The organism is Nitrosomonas sp. GH22, from assembly GCF_009833115.1.
Taxonomy (GTDB): Bacteria; Pseudomonadota; Gammaproteobacteria; order Burkholderiales; family Nitrosomonadaceae; genus Nitrosomonas; species Nitrosomonas eutropha.
The window spans coordinates 1-18,405 of the sequence record NZ_QRCA01000009.1; the positions used below are offsets into that span (position 1 = coordinate 1).

14 protein-coding genes and 2 pseudogenes are annotated in these 18,405 nt (G+C 49.5%); 5 read left to right on the forward strand and 11 right to left on the reverse strand.

Features of this window, described 5'->3' with window-relative positions:
* Window positions 1-80: 80 nt before the first annotated feature.
* Window positions 81-689: pseudogene (locus ABF86_RS01905) on the forward strand (IS630 family transposase); the annotation flags it as partial.
* 14 nt (window positions 690-703) lie between these two features.
* Here ABF86_RS01905 and ABF86_RS01910 read toward each other — a convergent pair.
* The 5 genes and pseudogenes from ABF86_RS01910 to ABF86_RS12705 all read right to left on the reverse strand — a co-directional run.
* Window positions 704-1,596 (reverse strand): annotated as a pseudogene (locus ABF86_RS01910) (IS3 family transposase); the annotation flags it as partial.
* Between the two features lie 193 nt (window positions 1,597-1,789).
* A complete protein-coding gene (locus tag ABF86_RS01915) occupies window positions 1,790-2,887 on the reverse strand; it encodes an alpha-hydroxy acid oxidase (RefSeq protein ID WP_177162452.1) in 1,098 nt (365 codons plus the stop codon).
* 109 nt (window positions 2,888-2,996) lie between these two features.
* The gene (locus tag ABF86_RS01920; RefSeq protein WP_074456071.1) at window positions 2,997-3,680 is read right to left on the reverse strand and encodes a Fe2+-dependent dioxygenase; all 684 of its coding nucleotides are present in this window, start codon (window positions 3,678-3,680) and stop codon (window positions 2,997-2,999) included.
* A gap of 27 nt (window positions 3,681-3,707) precedes the next feature.
* Window positions 3,708-5,399: a TonB-dependent receptor gene (locus ABF86_RS01925; RefSeq protein ID WP_345889555.1), complete on the reverse strand. Its 1,692-nt coding sequence runs from the start codon at window positions 5,397-5,399 to the stop codon at window positions 3,708-3,710.
* Between the two features lie 9 nt (window positions 5,400-5,408).
* Window positions 5,409-5,918 carry a TonB-dependent receptor plug domain-containing protein gene (locus ABF86_RS12705; protein WP_240142189.1) on the reverse strand — a complete coding sequence of 170 codons (510 nt, stop codon included), beginning with the start codon at window positions 5,916-5,918 and terminating at the stop codon, window positions 5,409-5,411.
* 788 nt (window positions 5,919-6,706) lie between these two features.
* On the opposite strand from ABF86_RS12705, the gene ABF86_RS01930 reads away from it, so the two are divergent.
* The gene (locus tag ABF86_RS01930) at window positions 6,707-7,765 is read left to right on the forward strand and encodes a sulfite exporter TauE/SafE family protein (RefSeq protein ID WP_011633498.1); all 1,059 of its coding nucleotides are present in this window, start codon (window positions 6,707-6,709) and stop codon (window positions 7,763-7,765) included.
* A 17-nt stretch (window positions 7,766-7,782) separates the two neighbouring features.
* Window positions 7,783-8,133, forward strand: coding sequence for a DUF3147 family protein (locus ABF86_RS01935; protein WP_074456072.1), 351 nt, complete (start codon window positions 7,783-7,785; stop codon window positions 8,131-8,133).
* Window positions 8,134-8,206: 73 nt separating this feature from the next.
* Here ABF86_RS01935 and ABF86_RS01940 read toward each other — a convergent pair whose 3' ends face one another.
* The 5 genes from ABF86_RS01940 to yegQ all read right to left on the reverse strand — a co-directional run bounded on the left by ABF86_RS01940 (window position 8,207) and on the right by yegQ (window position 13,368).
* On the reverse strand, window positions 8,207-8,905 hold the full coding sequence (locus ABF86_RS01940; protein WP_074684671.1) for a tetratricopeptide repeat protein: 699 nt from the start codon (window positions 8,903-8,905) through the stop codon (window positions 8,207-8,209).
* Between the two features lie 105 nt (window positions 8,906-9,010).
* Entirely contained in the window at window positions 9,011-10,135 is a 1,125-nt protein-coding gene (locus ABF86_RS01945; RefSeq protein ID WP_074684672.1) for a deoxyguanosinetriphosphate triphosphohydrolase, read from the reverse strand.
* On the reverse strand, window positions 10,128-11,237 hold the full coding sequence (aroB, locus tag ABF86_RS12710; RefSeq protein ID WP_074684673.1) for a 3-dehydroquinate synthase: 1,110 nt from the start codon (window positions 11,235-11,237) through the stop codon (window positions 10,128-10,130). Before aroB ends, ABF86_RS01945 begins: the two co-directional genes overlap by 8 nt.
* Window positions 11,238-11,285: 48 nt before the next feature.
* Window positions 11,286-11,903 carry a shikimate kinase gene (locus ABF86_RS12715; protein WP_074456086.1) on the reverse strand — a complete coding sequence of 206 codons (618 nt, stop codon included), beginning with the start codon at window positions 11,901-11,903 and terminating at the stop codon, window positions 11,286-11,288.
* 103 nt (window positions 11,904-12,006) lie between these two features.
* Window positions 12,007-13,368, reverse strand: a complete 1,362-nt coding sequence (yegQ, locus tag ABF86_RS01955; protein WP_074684674.1) for a tRNA 5-hydroxyuridine modification protein YegQ — start codon at window positions 13,366-13,368, stop codon at window positions 12,007-12,009.
* A 90-nt stretch (window positions 13,369-13,458) separates the two neighbouring features.
* Between yegQ and dnaE the strand changes: the two genes are divergently transcribed.
* Complete coding sequence (gene dnaE, locus ABF86_RS01960) at window positions 13,459-16,959, forward strand: DNA polymerase III subunit alpha (RefSeq protein WP_011633504.1); 3,501 nt, start codon at window positions 13,459-13,461, stop codon at window positions 16,957-16,959.
* A 13-nt stretch (window positions 16,960-16,972) separates the two neighbouring features.
* On the opposite strand, the gene ABF86_RS01965 is transcribed toward dnaE, so the two are convergent.
* Window positions 16,973-17,164 carry a twin transmembrane helix small protein gene (locus ABF86_RS01965; RefSeq protein ID WP_011633505.1) on the reverse strand — a complete coding sequence of 64 codons (192 nt, stop codon included), beginning with the start codon at window positions 17,162-17,164 and terminating at the stop codon, window positions 16,973-16,975.
* A gap of 150 nt (window positions 17,165-17,314) precedes the next feature.
* Here ABF86_RS01965 and miaA point away from each other — a divergent pair, with 150 nt between their 5' ends.
* Entirely contained in the window at window positions 17,315-18,268 is a 954-nt protein-coding gene (gene miaA / locus ABF86_RS01970) for a tRNA (adenosine(37)-N6)-dimethylallyltransferase MiaA (RefSeq protein WP_011633506.1), read from the forward strand.
* Window positions 18,269-18,405 lie beyond the last annotated feature (137 nt).

Sequence of the window (18,405 nt, forward strand, 5' to 3'; positions counted from 1 at the left end):
TTAGTGAACGTTTGGCTGCGGAAGGCATTCAGATCAAGGTGCCGGCGCTATGGCATCAACTGAACAAATGGGGTTGAGTTTTAAAAAAAACCCTGCACGCCAGCGAGCAATCGCGCACAGACGTACGTCAGGCACGAACTGAGTGGGCCCGCGAGCAGCAGCATTGGGATTGCCGTCACCTAGTCTTTCTGGATGAGACGGCAACGGCCACCAACATGACGCGATAGCGGGGTCGCGCGTCGCGCGGCCAGCGCTGTGTGGCTTCGGTGCCCCACGGCCACTGGAAGAGCACCACCTTCATTGCGGGACTGCGTCACGATGCGATCACCGCTCCGTTAGTGCTCGACGGCCCAATGAACGGGGCCGCGTTTCTCGCCTATATTCAAACCTGCCTGTGCCCCACGCTGCAGCCAGGTGACATTGTGGTGGCCGACAACCTGTCTTGTCACAAGGTTCCAGGCGTCCGCGCAGCCATTGAAGCGGCAGGTGCCACGCTGCTCTACTTACCACCGTATTCACCTGATCTGAATCCAATCGAGAAAATGTTCTCCAAACTCAAGGCCCTATTACGCAAAGCCGCCAAACGAACCATGGATGCCTTATGGGCGCAGATCGGCAAAGTGTTGGATCTGTTCACTCCGGAGGAGTGTGCCAACTACTTCGCTTCATGTGGATATGTAAACAAATAAGTCAAAAATGCTCTAGCATACTGCGACCCACGATCCGAATGCACGATCAGGCCAGGCGGTGGCCGGCGTAGCCAGATCGCCATTCGTAATGCATCACAAACCAGTGTTGCTTTCATTCTTGAACTCATGCTCCAACCCACCACCTTCCTGGAAAACAAATCAATGACCACCGCCAGATACAACCAGCCTTCCCGGGTCCAAATGCAGGTAATGTCACCAACGTAGATTTGATTGGGGGCTGCAACATCAAATTGCCGATTCAGCCTATTCTCAAATATCGGTTGTTTGTGATTACTGTTAGTTGTGACCTTGTACTTTTTCCGGTGCCTCACTTGCACATCTGCTTCTTGCATCAGGCTTCGAGCCTTCCTGCGACCAACCGGATAACCCCGTGCATTCAGCGCTTTTCCGATTCTGCGACTGCCGTAGCTATGATGACTGGATTTTGCTATCTCCCGTACTGCTCCAAGTATTTCTATATGGCACGGGTCGGTAGAACAATTGTCAGCACAACGAACGTAATCATAGTAGGCACTGCGGCTTACACCCATGAGTCGGCACATCAAGCCGACCGGATAGGTCTTTTTCCTTTGGGTGATAAACGAATATTTCACTTCGTTTCTTTCGCGAAAAAGACCGCCGCTTCCTTTAAGATGCGTTTCTCCATTTCCAGCCGCTTGATCTGGATCTTGAGCTTTCTAATTTCCTCCTGCTCCGGTGTTAGCTTCCCATTGCCTCGGAATGCCTGACCCGTATTATCTGCCTGATATTCTCTGATCCATCTCCTCAGCATATTGGCATTGATTCCCAGGCTTCGGGATACTTCCGATGGTGTGTGGTCCTGATCCAATACCAGACTGATGGCATCTAGTTTGAACTCTTTTGTGTACTGCTTTCTCGTTTCCATTGCTTCCTCCAGTTAAGGTTATTTTCTCTTAACTGGACTGTCCGGTTTATTAAACCATGTCATTGAAATTGAACTCAAAATGCTCACATACTTCAAGTATGCTTCGCTTTCTTGTTCAATTTTGCCTTGCCTTGCATTGCATCCCTTGATCGGGATCTTGATCAGGTTCTAAGACTACAGTATGTTGATCGTCTCAATTCCGATTCTGATTCCGGCTAATCTGAATTTTTTCCTGTGTAATTTCCTGGATGCTGGCGGTGCCGGTCAGTGCCATGGTCAGTTCCAGTTCATCTCGCAGCAGTCGAATGATGTGCGCCACGCCAAGGGCACCTGCTGTGGCCAGTCCCCAGATGTAGGGGCGGCCAACCATGACTGCATCTGCGCCCAAGGCGAGTGCCTTGTAAATATCCCGTCCATTACGAATGCCGCTGTCAAACAGTACTTTCCCTCGGCCAGAAATGGCGCTGATGATTGGCGGCAGGCAGGCAAGGCTTGCTGGTGTGTCATCCAGGACACGTCCTCCGTGGTTGGAAACCACCAGCCCGTCACATCCCAGGTTGATCACTTTTTCGGCATCCTCCGAGTGCAGGATACCTTTGACTAGCAGTGGTAGCGAGGTTTGGTCCCGCAACCAGGCGAGATCCTCCCAACGTGGGGCTTGCGCCATCCAGCCGTTGAATACTTGGCTTTGTTGCGGTAGCAACCCAGGAAAGGGAGCGGGAAGATCCAGATTTATCGGTTGGATGGTCGTCGGCAGCTGGATGGTTGCCTGTTTAACCGGGGCATCTACCGTAAACATGATGGCGTTGTAACCTGCTGCAATGGTTCGTTGCAGTAATTTTAGTGTTCGTTCACGATTTTCCTGCCAGTACAGCTGAAACCATAAGGGTTGTCCGGCTGCGCTGATAATATCTTCCAGCGTTTGGCTCGCCAGGCTGCTGACACATAACTGCCCTTCCTGCGCACTGGCTGCCATGGCGCTAGCCGATTCCCCATGTGGGTGATAGAGTTGTTGATACGCTAATGGTGCCAGAATGACGGGATGGGCAAGCGTCTGCCCAAACAGGGTGATTTTCGTATGACCGCTACGTACATCGGACAGCGGCCGTGGAATGAGGTGAATGGAGTCAAATGCATGAGGGTTAGCTTGCAAGCTGACATTATTAGCGCTGCCTTCCTCCAGATAACGCCAGATTTCAGGTGGCAGGCGTTCTTTGGCATAAGGGAGGTAATCGGACGGGCTGTGTATGCCTTCCGGGACAGTTGAGAGTTTAGGTAACAGCTCATTCATTTTAAAAGTGCTGACTTATTTTGTCATCATGCGGTCATCAGGTTGCGGTGATTCGCCCATCGTTGCGAAAATCCACAGGATTGAAGCAATCCAGTTAGCGTATTATTTTTCAACTCTCCGCCCACTGCCGCAGCAGGTTATGGTAGGTGCCCGTCAGGCTGACAACAGCTTCAGTTTCGCCTATATTCTGGCGCAATTGCAGCAATGCCATATCCATTTCATATAGCAGGCGGCGTTGATTAGGATCGCGCACCATACTTTGGATGAACATGAAACAGGCGATCCGTTCTCCGTGTGTTACTGGCGTTACCTGATGAACAGAAGAAGAAGGGTATATCACTATACTTCCCGCCTGCAGTTTCACGCTTTGTTGACCAAAGGTATCGTTAATGACCAATTCACCACCATCGTAGGTTTGTGGGTTGGACAGGAACAGGGTGGCGGATACATCCGCGCGCACGTAGCCGACGCCATCTGGCAACATACGCATGGCATTGTCCACGTGAAAGCCATAATGATTGGTTTTTCCGCTGTAGCGGTTGAAAAATGGCGGCATGATTTTCTTTGGCAGAGTTGCCGTGAAGAACAGGGCATTACGGTTCAACGCCCCTAATACCAGTCCGCGCAGCGCTGCCATTTGCGGGGAATCTTCCGGCAGTTGCTGATTGTTTTTGACTTTGGCCGCCTGGGTGCCGGCGGTTACCAGGCCGCTCACCCAGGCAGATTCAGCTAACAGACTGCTTGCTGCTGCGAGCTCCTCTTCAGTTAGTACATTGTCGATCGTCAGCAGCACTTGATTATATTTTCGGTTAGGACTAAATCAGAATTTGTATTCGGCTGTCATGATAACTCTGCGACGCTGGCCAGGGATAGTAAATGGACCGTTGTCATAGATGGCATCATAATAGGTTGTGTTGAACACGTTCTGTACATTCAGCCGCATAGCCCATTTCGGTTGTTCATAGGCCACCATCGCATCCCAGCGCATGTAGGCAGGTGCAGTGTTCGGATGGAACTTGGTTTCACCTGGCAAGGTAGGGATTGGGCCGGCGCCACTTGGATTGTAACCGTAACGCTTGCCTTTGACCTCGACACCGCCGCCTATTTTCCAGCCATAAGGCAGCCTGTAAGTGGTCCACAGGTTAAATGTGTAGGGCGGGGTGTTGCGCGGACGTTTGCCTTTATATTCCGGGTTGGCTGAAGTCAGAACACCTGTTGTGGCGTTGACGTTTTCAGCAACTTCCAGAATCTCCGGATCCATCAGAGCAAGCCCGGAGAATACTTCCCAGTTGGGTGTAATACGGCCTGCCAGTTCCAGTTCAATGCCGTTTGTACGGCGCTTTTTGGTAAGAATTGCCGCAGTGGATTCCAGATCGGTATTACGCTCCCATTTTTTTTCTGCATGATAGAGTGCTGTACGCAATGCGAGGTCACCATCAAACAGTAGCCATTTGGCGCCAATTTCTTTGACATTACTGCGTTCCGGTGGCAGAGGTTGAACGGTGAGTTGATACAAATCGGCTGTCGGGCTGAATGAGCTGCTGGACGCCATATAAAGATGGGATTGATCGGAAAAGTGGTAGGACAGTGCTGCGCGTGTACTCCATTGACCATAATTCAGCTTGGGAGAGGTCGCGCTGGAATATGTTGCCCGCATTTCATCGCGTCTTCCTCCCAGTGTGAGTTTCCATTTGGGGATAAATTCAACCGTATCCTGTACATATACTGCGTAAGTATCGGAATTAAATTCGACTGGAATTCCTGCTGAGTTGGCTTTGTAAGGCCGGAACAGAGGCGGATTGGCTGACGTGGTTCCACTGAAGTTTTGTAGAGAATGACGGAAGCTGTCTTCATTGAGATATTCCCCGCCCAGCAGGAAATCGTGATTCATACCAAACAAATGGAATCGATGGTTATAGTCTGTCTGTACCGTTATGGTTTTGTAATTCATGGTGCGGGTTGGGCCGCCATTACACGATGTGGGTGTGTTACATACCTTGCCTTCGGCATTGGGGGCAATAGTCAGGCTGGGGGTACGTGCCCAGTAACTGCGTTCATAGTCCGCATAACGTACCTGCGTGCGCCATTCACTGGCAGGCGAGAAATGATGGGTAAAGGTGGCGGTTGAGATATTAACTGTACCTTTGTCAAAATTACTGTTGGTACCCCAGTAATATTTCACTGGAAATTTTTCTTGTGGTTTGCGTGTTGTGCTGTCGAAGTTCACACCGTAATCCGGCTTGTCATCTACTGTGGTGTAGATATGGCTCAGAATAAGTTCGTTGTCGGTGTTAAGCCCGATCCCCAAGCTGGCGGCGACCCCGTCCCGTTCCAGTGTCGGTCTGTCATTGGCTGCCGGGTTTTTACGCCAGCCGCCATCAAACCGTTTCATTCCATTGAAGCGGAAGGCGATGGTGTCAGTAATCTGTTTGTTGAAATCACCGGTCATCTCGTAGTAACCGTACATGCCCACACTACCGGTAATTTTCCCCCTGTCTCCCAGATGCGGCACTTTGCTGACCTAGTTGATAACACCACCGGCCTGACCACGCCCAAACATCATTGCTCCGGCACCACGCAGTACATCGATTTGTTCCAGATAGAAAGTTTCACGATTGTACTGCGCCGTATCGCGAATGCCATCCAGATAAATATCACCAAAGGTATAGAAGCCACGCAACATCATATTGTCGCCAGAACGTCCACCCTCGGCAGCGTTGAAAGTCAGGCCGGCAACATTGCGCAGCGCATCCTTGAGCGAGCTGACTTGTTGGTCTTCCATCAACTGGTTGGTGACGGTCGTCACCGCCTGAGGGATGTCGTGCGGATCCTGCAACGTTTTGCCGACACGGGTGGTGGTGGCACGGTACCCGTCTTTTTCAGCTTCGGCACCTGCTTCTACCTTGATGGTAGGGAGAACAGGCGTTTTTTTGGGGTAATCATCTCCTTCTGCTGCAAAAGCGCTGATTGACAGCCCGCCGGCCATCAGGGCAGCGCCGAGGGGGAGTAATGTTTTGGGTGGTTGTGGCATTTAATTTCCTTCTAACAAGATTATTGGCTGGCTTGCAGCTGGTAGTTGAAAAATACAAATAAGGATTGTTCGTGTTCAGGAGTTAACTCTTGACTACAGTAATTAGGTTGATCCCGGAGTGAGGATGATAGACATGCGCGCGTTATCAACTGCTTGAATGCGCATTCTTCAAAGCAGTTGGCCTATGTGTGCGTAATGTGTAAATCAAATATTCTTTATTATTTAATTTTTAATGAGAATAATTATAATTAATGTTAACGTTAGTATCAATATTTTTATGCTTTATGGGAACTATTTGAAATTGATACCTTGCCAGATGGGGAAAAATACGTGATTAAGGCGGGTAGAGAGTGGCAGATAAGAAGTGAATCCCAGATATTTCACTAGGAAAGGCAGATGATAGAGATCTGAATGTGAGTCGAGCGGAAAGCACCATACTACTTTTCCGCATTTGTAAACATCAGCAAACCTTGACTGCAAACCACGAACAAAGTGTGGCAAGCAGTGGAATAAAGCAATTCGGAATAATATTGATGGAATGTGCGAGACTACTTATACGCCTGTTGCGGTCAGGTACTTTCACAGCGGTTATTCCTTAATTGTTTCGCTCTAGAATATTGGCAACATCTATTCCAGACGAAAATTCAGGTATAAGAAGATAGTGGTTGAATCATTGAAATAGAGATAGTCTGATAAAAACGGATATTCTTTCTGGGTACAATGATTAAAACCGGGATGTTGCCAGGTTCGTTTTGATGCAGAAAAATCGATTTATTTAAGGCTGATTAATGTTACTGAAGATAGCTTTGCTTTTTCCTGGCATGATTTTGACTTTCTGGGTTAGTGCTATATGTGGAGGGGGGGCCAGCCTGATTCTGATCCCGCTGCTTAGCTTGTTTCTTCCTGCTTCGCTGGTCCCTTTTTCGCTGACGCTGGGTACATTTGCCAGTGCAGCATCACGTATCGTTGTTTTCAGAAAACACGTCAATACCCGGATATTTCTCTGGTTTATTCCATTTGCCATTCCAGCGGTGCTTCTGGGGGCGTGGTTGATCAAGTTTATTAATCCCCTATATCTTCAATTTGGGGTGGCTTTTTTTCTCTTGTTTAATATTCCACAGCTATTTCAGTCAGGGCAAGAACTGCAAAAAGGTGAAAAACCTTACCCCAATTATATACTGGCTCTGGTTGGCTTCCTTTGTGGCTTTGTTTCAGGAGTGATTGGGGCGGTAGGGTTACTTTTTAATCGCTTTTATTTGAGATATGGATTAAGCAAGGAAGAAATTATCGCAACCCGGGCTGCCAATGAGGTATACCTGCATGTGATAAAACTGGTTGTTTATACTTCACTTGATCTGTATTCGGAAGCAGCCTTGAGTTTGGGGCTGCTGATAGCGCTGGCAGCTATCGTATCTTCTTTTTCCATAAAGTTTATCTTGCCTCTAATCAGCAATTTTGTTTTTAGAAAAGTTGGATATGGAGTAATGGTGGCCTCGGGTTTTGTCATGTTGTTCAGTACATCGTCACATGTTATCGAGCAAGATAATCTGCACTTTCTTTCACAAAGTAGAGGGTATGAAAACGAGATTGCGATTTCATGGCGTAGCAGTCATTTTGTACTCGAATATGACGCCAAGGATGGTGAGTTTGGAATTGAATGGCCAGTTGGTTATGAGGATTTGCCTCAGGATCTGAAGCGATATTTTGATGAATTGAAGGATCAATATGACAAAATACTGCTTGAAAAAGTTTTCAAGTTCAAAGGAGTATCAAGCTATGAATTTTACTGCTATAAGAACGGTGCACTTACCAGGATGGATTTTAAATCTGTTCTGACAGCGAGCTGAAATACGGTTAGCAAGTGATGTGGCAATATGGCATCAAAATTTTTATTACGGTTGTTCTGGTTGTTGCTGTTTCCGAGATCAGTCGGCGCAGCTCGTTTTGGGGTGCAATTGTTGCGTCCTTGCCGATCACTTCTCTGCTTGCGTTTATATGGCTCTACACTGGCACTGGCGATATTGAAGTCGTGGTGAAGCTCTCATACAGCATTTTCTGGCTTGTCCTGGCATCATTACCGTTGTTCCTCGTGTTGCCCGCCCTGCTCAGACACGACATCATGTTCTGGCCTGCGCTTGCAATTGCGTGTGGTGTTACGGTCGTCGTATACCTCAGTTTGATCTGGGTACTGGGGCGTTTTAATGTGCGGCTGTAATATTTGCTATACGCCACTTCACTCAAGATACTGTCCGGCCAGGTAGATGCTGGCCGGATTTTATTTGACTCGATTATTTTTGTTCGCCACTGGGTTTTTGGGAAGCTTTCTGTGAAGCGCGGACCGCTTCCAGATTTTTGATGGCTTCTTCATTTCCTTGTTCGGCAGCTTTTTCAAACCATTCGACTGCTTTATTGGTGTTTTGCTCGACGCCTTCCCCCAACAGGTAAATAACACCAAGATTATTTTGTGCGTCAATATTTCCTTGTTCGGCAGCTTTAGTGAATAGCTCTACGGCCTTGGTTTTGTCCTGAGGAACGCCTTCACCAGTGAAATACAGCAACCCGAGGTTAAATTGTGCGTCAGCATGACCTTGCTCTGCTGCCCGGTAGAACCACCCTGCCGCAGCTTCTGGATCTTTACTCAAGGGGTTTCCCTGGGCGTCGTGTGAAACGGCTTCTCCTGAAAAATACATGGAACCCAGGCCATTTTGTGCTTCTGCATCACCAGCTTCTGCTTTCTTACGCAGATTCAGAAAGCGCTGCTCAGGAGTCAGTCCGTCATCCAGTGTTGGCATGATTTTTTTCTTCAGTTCGTCTTGCTCTTTTTCTGACAAACCTTCTTTCAGGAATGATGGAAGTTCGCCGGCGGTGGTGGATTCACCCATTAATGTAACTTCCGCTTCATTGGCTGCTGTTTTTTCGGTGGAGCTCTTGTTCCCACAGCCGGCGGCCAACAAGAGTACTGCCAAAAGAACTGCGATAGTTTTCATGCTGTTTTCCTTTTTTCTGATTTATTGGATAAAGATCAACCGGATAGCTCCGGTGTTGTTGCATTGGCTGGTTTCATGTATTTCGTTGATTGGTAATAAATCAGTTCAATCTTCAATGATGGCAAACATGCGCCGGTATTCCTTGATTGCATAGCGATCGGTCATGCCGGCAATATAGTCGGCGATTATCTGATGCCCATGGTCGCGAAATTTGTGCTGGTATTTGGGAGGCAATAATGCAGGTTCAGCCGCAAATGCTGAAAACAGCTTTTCAACGATATGGTGTGCTTTATTGCTCATGCGCATCACCTGATAATGTTTATAGAGATTTTTATGCAGAAAACGTTTCAGCTCCTGTTGCTGTTGCCTGATCGTATCACTGAAACCGACCAGGGTCGGCATTTCTCGCACGTTGTCCGGGCTGTTCGGGTTGGCCGCTTCAATGTGGACTTTGCTTTGTGTCGTCAGGTCAGTTGCTAAAGTATTGATCATGCCACGTACAGTTTCATGAACCAGACGTCGTCCGGCAATATCCGGGTAGTGTTGCTTTACCTGATGCAAATGCCGAGCGAATATTTCGATTTCTTCCAGTTGTGCCTGTGTAATGAGGCCGGAACGCACCCCGTCATCTACGTCATGATTGTTGTAGGCGATTTCGTCTGCCAGGTTAGCCAGCTGTGCTTCCAGTGATGCACTACGGCCATGCAGGAAACGTTCACCCAATTCTCCCAGTGCTTGGGCCTTGGATTTCGTGGCTCTTTTCAGAATTCCTTCGCGGGTCTCAAAACATAAATTTAATCCATCAAATCGGGCATAACGTTCTTCCAGTACATCTACTACCCGGAGTGACTGCAGGTTGTGTTCGAATCCACCATGGGCTTTCATGCAGTTATCCAGGGCATCCTGCCCGGCATGGCCAAACGGAGTGTGGCCCAGATCATGTGCCAGTGAGATGGCTTCCACCAGCTCTTCGTTGAGTTGTAAGTTGCGTGCGATGGAGCGGCCGATCTGGGCAACTTCTAAACTGTGCGTCAGGCGCGTGCGGAACAGGTCGCCTTCATGGTTGACGAATACTTGGGTCTTGTATTCCAGCCGCCGGAATGCGGTGGAATGAATGACACGATCCCGATCGCGCTGAAACTGGCTGCGCCCGGTCGGCGGATCTTCATGGATGCGGCGACCACGCGAGTTGGTATCGGATACGGCGTAGGGGGGCAGATTATTACGCATTGGCAACACAGGCTGACAATGTTTCAAGCAGCAGCAGAGTGGGAACAGTGTTGTCCAGTGAAGCCTTGCCGATCCGATCCAGCAGGATGAAACGGATTGCGCCGTCCTTCACTTTTTTATCAAGTTGCATTGATTCCAGGTAGCGTTCAGGTGCGATACGTGGGCCTTTTACTGGCAACCCGGCACTTTCAAACAAGCATTGGATACGATCGGTATCCTGTGAGGTGATACGTTGCAGGCGCTTGGAGAGATCGGCCGCCATGAGGGTGCCGGCAGCAACGGCTTCACCATGCAGCCATGCGCCATAGCCCATAGCGTTTTCGATAGCATGGCCAAATGTATGCCCAAGATTGAGCAGTGCACGCACACCGCTTTCACGTTCATCCAGCGAAACAATTTCTGCCTTGATTTCGCAGCTGCGGCGGATGGCATAATTCATCGTTTCAGGATCACGCGCCAGCAGCTGCTGCATGTGACGCTCCAGCCAATCGAAGAAATCTGCATCATGGATCAGTCCGTATTTGATGACTTCTGCAATCCCGGCACGTAATTCTCTGTCTGGCAGGGTGGTGAGCGTGGTGGAGTCGGCTAAAACCAGGCGTGGCTGGTAAAAAGCGCCGATCATGTTTTTACCCAGGGGATGATTAATGCCGGTTTTTCCACCTACGGATGAATCCACCTGGGCGAGCAGCGTGGTGGGAATCTGGATAAAGGGTACGCCACGCAAATAGCTGGCAGCTGCAAAACCGGTCAGATCACCGACTACCCCGCCTCCGAGTGCGATCAGCGGTGTCTTGCGTTCACAGCGATGTTCCAGCAGCGCATCGAAAATCAGATTCAGGGTTTCCCAGTTTTTATATTGCTCACCGTCCGGCAGGATGACCGCAAAGGTTTCTACCTGGTGTTCAGCCAGCGCGCTGCGCAGTTTTTCCAGATAAAGCGGCGCGATGGTGGTGTTGGTAACAATTGCAGCTTTCTTGCCGGGCAGATGAGGGAGCAACAGGTCAATCCTGGTGAGCAGCTCCTGTCCGATATGGATGGTGTAACTGCGATTTTCCGGGAGAGTATCAAGTGCGACTTCAACTGATTCCATGGCATTCATCTGGTGCTCTTCAAAGGTTGGTTTGCCTGGTATAAAATTAATCTGCTGTTATTTCGGCTGTTTAACGGAGGGATGATTTTTCAGCTCAGCGCCGGTTGATTCCTGATTGAGCTGATGCAATCTCTGCAGCAGTTTCTGTACGAAGGCGCGGGCGCTTTGTTTGCCGCTGTCCATGATGATGTGTGCTGTTTCACGATACAGCGGGTCGCGTTGTGTAAACAGCCCGGCCAGCTTGGCATGTGCATTTCCTGTTTGCAGCAGTGGACGGTTTTTATCCTGATGCGTACGGCGACGTAACTCGGAGACAGGTGCGCATAGATAAATCACAGTGCCGTGTTGCCGCAATAAAGTGCGATTATCTGGATATAATATTGCACCACCTCCTGTCGCCAGGACGATATTCTGCTGCTGGACGACTTCCCGCAGCACTTCGCTTTCACGTTTGCGAAACCCGGCCTCTCCCTCTATTTCGAAGATCACGGGGATCCCCACTCCTGTACGTTGCTGGATTTCATGATCGACATCGATGAAAGTTTTGCCGACAAGATTGGCCAGCAATTTTCCAACCGTTGTTTTACCAGCGCCCATCATCCCGATCAGAATGATGTTGCCCGGTATCAACTCGGCATCAGAATTTTTTGTGGTTGGGGTTTTACTGCGTTGCATAATGCAATTGTACTGTAAATCCACAGCCATCCTGCGAGTTCCCCTAGTGTGGATCCTGATTTAATGGAATAAAAATACAGCAAAAATAGAATTAACCGCCAGTTTATAAAAACCTGGCAACAAATGCTTTCTCGACATTTCCGGTGAGTGGGATTTTAACGCGATAGCCGCTGCCGGGAGCAACGCTGACAGTGTTGCCGTCAAGATCCTGCATGTATTCGAGCTGGATGATACGATTACCGGAGGGATGAATGATTTCCAGGCGATCGCCGATTTGAAAGCGATTTTTGACCAGGATTTCGGCCATACCGGAAGCAGCATCGACCTGTTCGATATCTCCGACATACTGGCTGCGGGAGGATTCGGAGTGGCCACGCAGGTAGTTCTGGGTTTCCTCGCTGTGATGACGCTGATAGAAGCCATCGGTATAGCCGCGATTGGCCAGCCCTTCCAGCTGACCCAGCAAGGCGGGATCAAAGGGGCGCTGGTGGGTGGCGTCGTCAATTGCCTGACGATAAACCTGTGCAGTGCGCGCAACGTAATAGGTTGATTTGGTACGCCCTTCAATTTTGAGCGAATCAATGCCAATCTCGGCTAGGCGTGCGACATGCTCAACTGCGCGCAAATCTTTTGAATTCATGATGTAGGTACCATGTTCGTCTTCCATGACGGGCATCAGTTGTCCCGGCCGTTTGCCTTCTTCAATCAGGTAAACCTGATCGGCGTTAGGGTGGCGTTGCGTGGGAACATTGTCAAAGGGAGAAGATTGCGATGACAACAGCGCTTCATTGAAGTCGAAGTCAATTTTTTGCAGTGGCTCGATGTCTCCACTGGCATTTTCTGTGGCAGGCTTTACCTTGTAGTCCCAGCGACAAGAGTTGGTGCAGGTACCCTGGTTGGGATCGCGATGATTGAAATAACCGGACAGCAGGCATCTACCAGAATAGGCAATGCATAAGGCGCCATGCACAAATACTTCCAGTTCCATATCCGGACAGAGTTCGCGAATTTCGGTAATTTCCTCCAGCGACAGTTCACGCGATAGGATCACGCGCGGCAGACCAAGCGATTGCCAGAATTTGACGGCGGCGTAATTGACGGTATTGGCTTGGACAGACAGATGAATCGGGACATCCGGCCATTTTTCCCGGACCAGCATGATCAGACCCGGGTCGGCCATGATCAGCGCATCGGGTTGCAACTCAATGACCGATTCCATATCGCGCAGATAGGTTTTGACCTTGGCGTTATGCGGCATCAGATTACTGGCCACAAAAAACTTTTTGCCAAGCTGACGCGCTTCGGTAATCCCGGCACGCAGTTGTGGCAGTGTGAATTCGTTATTGCGGGCACGCAGTGAATAGCGTGGCTGGCCGGCGTAGACTGCATCTGCGCCGAAGGCATAGGCAGCACGCATTTTTTCCAGGGAGCCGGCGGGCAGGAGTAATTCGGGGGCTTTCAGCATGATGTAAAATGAGGTGATGTGTCAGCAATAATTTCCGCCGCACTGATTATCCGGTTTTTCAAAATTTCACTTGGTTTTTATTGTATCACCATGCTGATTAACCCTGTTTTTGTTCATTTGCGGTTGCACAGTGAATATTCCGTTGTAGACGGTATTGTGCGGATTGAAGAAGCGGTTGCCAAAGCGCGCGATACTGGTATGCCGGCGCTGGCGCTGACTGATCTGTCTAACCTTTTCGGATTGGTCAAGTTTTATCAGCATGCCTGCAAGGCTGGAATCAAGCCGATTGCCGGATGTGATGTCTGGATCAGTAATGAGAATGATGCGGACCGGCCGTTTCGCTTGCTGCTGTTGTGCCAGTCATTTTCCGGTTATTTGCTGCTGAGCCGTCTGTTGTCGCGCGCCTATCGGGAGAACATGCAGCGTGGTCGTGCGGAACTGAAGAAAGACTGGTTTCGGGAGGGAGCCGGGACAGAAGGATTGATTGCCCTGTCCGGAGGGGAGCAGGGCGAAGTGGAGCGATTGTTGCTGGCGGATCCAGACGCCGCAACAACAGCTGCTCAGGAATGGGCAGCGTTATTCCCTGAAAGGTTTTATCTGGAAATTCAGCGCTGTGGCCGGCCTGATGAGGAAGTAACAAATCATGCCATGCTGGAGCTGGTTTCTGGTCTAAAACTACCTGTGGTAGCAACGCATCCGGTGCAGTTTATGCAGCCGGAAGATTTCAGAGCGCATGAGGCACGGGTGTGTATCGCACAGGGTTATGTGCTGGGAGATCGCCGACGCCCCCGGGAGTTTACCGAGCAGCAGTATTTCAAGACAGCGGCAGAAATGAGTGAGCTGTTTGGTGATGTGCCGGAAGCACTGGCCAATAGCGTGGAAATTGCCCGTCGCTGTTCACTGATGCTGGAATTGGGAGTCAACCGGCTGCCGGATTTTCCAACCCCGGCGGGAATTAGTGTTGAGCAGTATTTGCGTGATCGGGCGCAAGCAGGGCTGGTTGTACGGATGACACAGCTGTTTCCGGAAGCAGCGCAGCGTGATGAAAAATATCCGGCTTATCAGGCACGGCTGGATTTTGAAGTGGAAACTATCATTCAGATGGGGTTTGCCGGTTACTTCCTGATTGTGTCTGACTTTATCAGCTGGGCGAAGCAGCACGATGTACCGGTCGGACCGGGGCGTGGTTCCGGAGCGGGCTCGCTGGTGGCCTATTCGCTGGATATTACTGATCTGGATCCGCTGCGTTACGACTTGCTGTTTGAGCGTTTCCTCAATCCAGAGCGGGTTTCCATGCCGGATTTTGATATTGATTTCTGTCAGGATCGGCGTGAGCAGGTTATTGAATATGTGCGTGATCGTTACGGTGCAGAGAGCGTGGCGCAGATCGCAACGTTCGGCACAATGGCGGCCAAGGCAGTGGTGCGTGATGTCGGTCGCGTGCTCGATCTGCCTTACAATTTTGTCGATCAACTAGCCAAGCTGGTGCCATTCGAGTTGGGTATGACCCTGCACAAGGCGCGTGAAATTGAGCCATTACTTAATCAACGTGCAGAAGCGGAAGAAGATGTGCGCAATCTGCTGGAACTGGCCGAGCGTCTGGAGGGATTGACGCGCAACGTGGGAATGCATGCCGGGGGGGTATTGATTGCTCCAGGGAAAATAACCGATTTTTGCCCGGTTTACTGTGCTGATTCGGGGGATGCGGTCGTCAGCCAGTATGATAAGGATGATGTCGAGAAAATTGGGCTGGTAAAATTCGACTTCCTCGGGCTGCGGACATTAACCATTCTCGATCGGGCGGTTGCTGATATCCGACAGTACCAGTTGGCTTCATTGGGTGGGAAAGATGCTGGTGAGCAATCTGTGGAAGAAAATCGCTTTTCACTGGGCGATATTTCCCTTGAGGATGCAGCAACTTTTGCATTAATGGCAAAAGGCAACACCGTCGGAATTTTTCAGTTTGAATCACGCGGCATGAAAGATCTGCTGCAGAAGGCGAAACCGGACCGCTTTGAAGATCTGATTGCGCTGGTGGCGCTTTATCGGCCGGGACCGATGGATCTAATTCCCGATTTCATCGAGCGTAAACATGGCAAACGGGTGGAGTATCTGGATCCTCGCTTGCAGCCAATTCTCGGGCCGACTTACGGCATCATGATTTATCAGGAACAGGTGATGCAGATTGCCCAGGTGATTGGCGGTTACAGTCTGGGCGGAGCTGATTTACTGCGGCGCGCCATGGGTAAAAAGAAAGTGGAGGAAATGGCGCAGCAGCGCGCGGTTTTTGTTGAAGGCGCTATCAGAAATGGCATGATGGAAGCAGATGCCGTAACGTTGTTCAGTCTGATGGAAAAATTCGCCGGCTACGGCTTTAATAAATCCCACGCGGCAGCGTATGCGCTGATTGCTTACCAGACTGCCTATCTCAAGGCACATTATCCTGCAGAATTCATGGCAGCCTGTATGTCATCGGATATGGATGACACTGACAAGGTGAATGTGTTTTATGAGGATTGTAAGCTGAACGGTATTGCCATTCTGCCGCCGGATATTAATCAGTCTGCCTATTATTTTGTTCCGGTTGATCGCAAAACTATCCGCTATGGGTTGGGTGCTATCAAGGGAACGGGGGAGGCGGCTATTTCGGCAATCGTGCGGGCACGGGAGCAGGGAATAGCATTTACCGGCCTGTTCGATTTCTGTCAACGAGTTGATCGGCGTATTGTTAATCGCCGTACCATTGAGGCGCTGATCCGCGCAGGGGCATTTGATACGGTTGAAGCTAATCGTGCTGCACTTATGGCATCTGTCGGGATGGCACTCGAATACGCAGAACATTGCAGCCTGACTGCCAGCCAGGTCAGTCTGTTTGATGACAATGCTGATCTATTGCAGCAGCCGGTTATAACGGAGATCGCACAATGGCCGGAGAAAGAAAAGCTGCAGTATGAAAAAATGTCATTGGGGTTTTATCTGAGTGGTCATCCGTATGACAGTTATGCCAAAGAACTAAGCCGTTTTATCCCGGCGCGCCTTGGACGGATTGCTCCCGGGCGTGAGCCGCAGCTGATTGCCGGTGTGATCTACGCGATCCGGACACAAATGTCCCGGCGTGGGAAGATGGCGATTGTTACACTGGATGATGGTATGGCGAGAGTTGAACTCGTGGTTTACAGTGATTTGCTAAGTACGAATTCGCAGTTTTTGAAGGCGGATCAGCTGCTGGTGGTAAGCGCTGTGGTCAGCCATGGTAATGGAGAAAATGCTGAAAAACGTATTGTGGCAAAAGAGGTTTTTGATTACGCGACTGCTCGCTCAATGCATGCCAGAAAACTGAGAATCGTGATTGATAGCCCGGTGCTTCTCACTCCCGCGCAACTCAAGGAATTATTGACTGCATATCTTCCAGGAAGTAGTGTGCATAATGTGCTGCCTTCAGCAGTTTGTCCGGTGTCAATTGATTTTCGCAATGAGGGGGCCGGATGTGAAATTGACTTGAGCAGTCGCTGGCGTGTTCATTTGCATGAAAGGCTGATCGAGGCGCTTATGGATAGTCTTGGTCATGACAAGGTGGAGGTGATTTACTGATAACCGGTCTGCCTCAGGTTCCGTGAATGTACTCCACATAAACCCATAACATCATGATTGCAAACAATGTCAGAGATAGTATGACGCGTGCGGTGAGCGCCTTGACCATCCGCGTGCTGTTACCCTTGTCTTTGATCATGTAATACACTGCAGAGCCGAGGGTATACAGAATGGATAGTAAAAGCAGGATGGCGAGTATTTTCAAGGATTCTCCCGGTGGATAATGATGGTATTAGTAAACCATTTTAATATTCCTTGTTGTCATTTGAAAACTTCAGCTGACAACATTAAAAATCATGATTCGAATAACCGATCGGTTGTTCACACTTTTTATTGTAACTGATAACAGTTGGCCGTGAATCTTCCTGATACAGAATCTCCAGCAGCCATTTTTCTGATGGGGCCTACTGCCAGCGGTAAGTCTGGCTTGGCAATAGAAATCGCACGTCACTTCCCGGTAGAAGTTGTTAGTGTTGATTCAGCGCAGGTTTACCGGTATATGGATATCGGCAGCGCCAAGCCGGACAAATCGATTCAGATAGAAATCCCGCATCATTTGATTAATTTGATTAACCCTGATGAAAGTTATTCTGCTGCGCAATTCAGGGAGGATGCCTTGTCTGTCATGCATGGGATTACAGCACGCGGCAGAATACCGCTGTTAGTTGGCGGTACCATGCTTTATTTCAAGGTGTTGCAACAAGGATTGGCCACACTGCCTGCAGCTGATGAGGCTGTGCGCAAGGAGCTGGAACAATCAGCCCGCGAACAAGGATGGCCTGCTATGCATACTGTTCTGAGTCGGCTTGATCCTGTCATAGCAGAACGCATCAAACCGAATGACAGTCAGCGTATTCAGCGCGCACTGGAAGTCTGTTATCTGACTGGCAGACCTATGTCAGCAGTGCTGAAACAACAGCAGAGCCGTGATTTTCCATATCGTGTTTTTAATATCGCTCTACTTCCGGGTGATCGCAGCGTTTTACATGCTCGCATCAGTCAGCGGTTTGACAAAATGCTGGAAATAGGGTTGGTGGATGAAGTACGTATGATCCGTGATCAATTCCAGGTGACCGCTGATATGCCTGCAATGCGTTGCGTCGGATATCGTCAGGTATATATGTATCTGGAGAATGAAATCAGCTTGGCTGAAATGCGGGAGAGGGGTGTTTTTGCAACCAGACAGCTGGCCAAGCGCCAATTAACCTGGCTGAGAGCAATGAATGAACTGCATGGCTTTGACTGCCTGGCTAATCAGTTAGCCCAACAGATTATCGGCTTTATACAGAAGCAGCGTATCTTTGCCTGAGCAGTGTTTCAGCAGTGGTGGTTGTCTGTTTTGTGCCTGCAACTGGAATGATGTTTGCATCCCGCAGCTACAACGCTACACCCACGTCGGAATTGTATAGTCTGATTTATCAATCACACAACGATATCAAGGAAGAA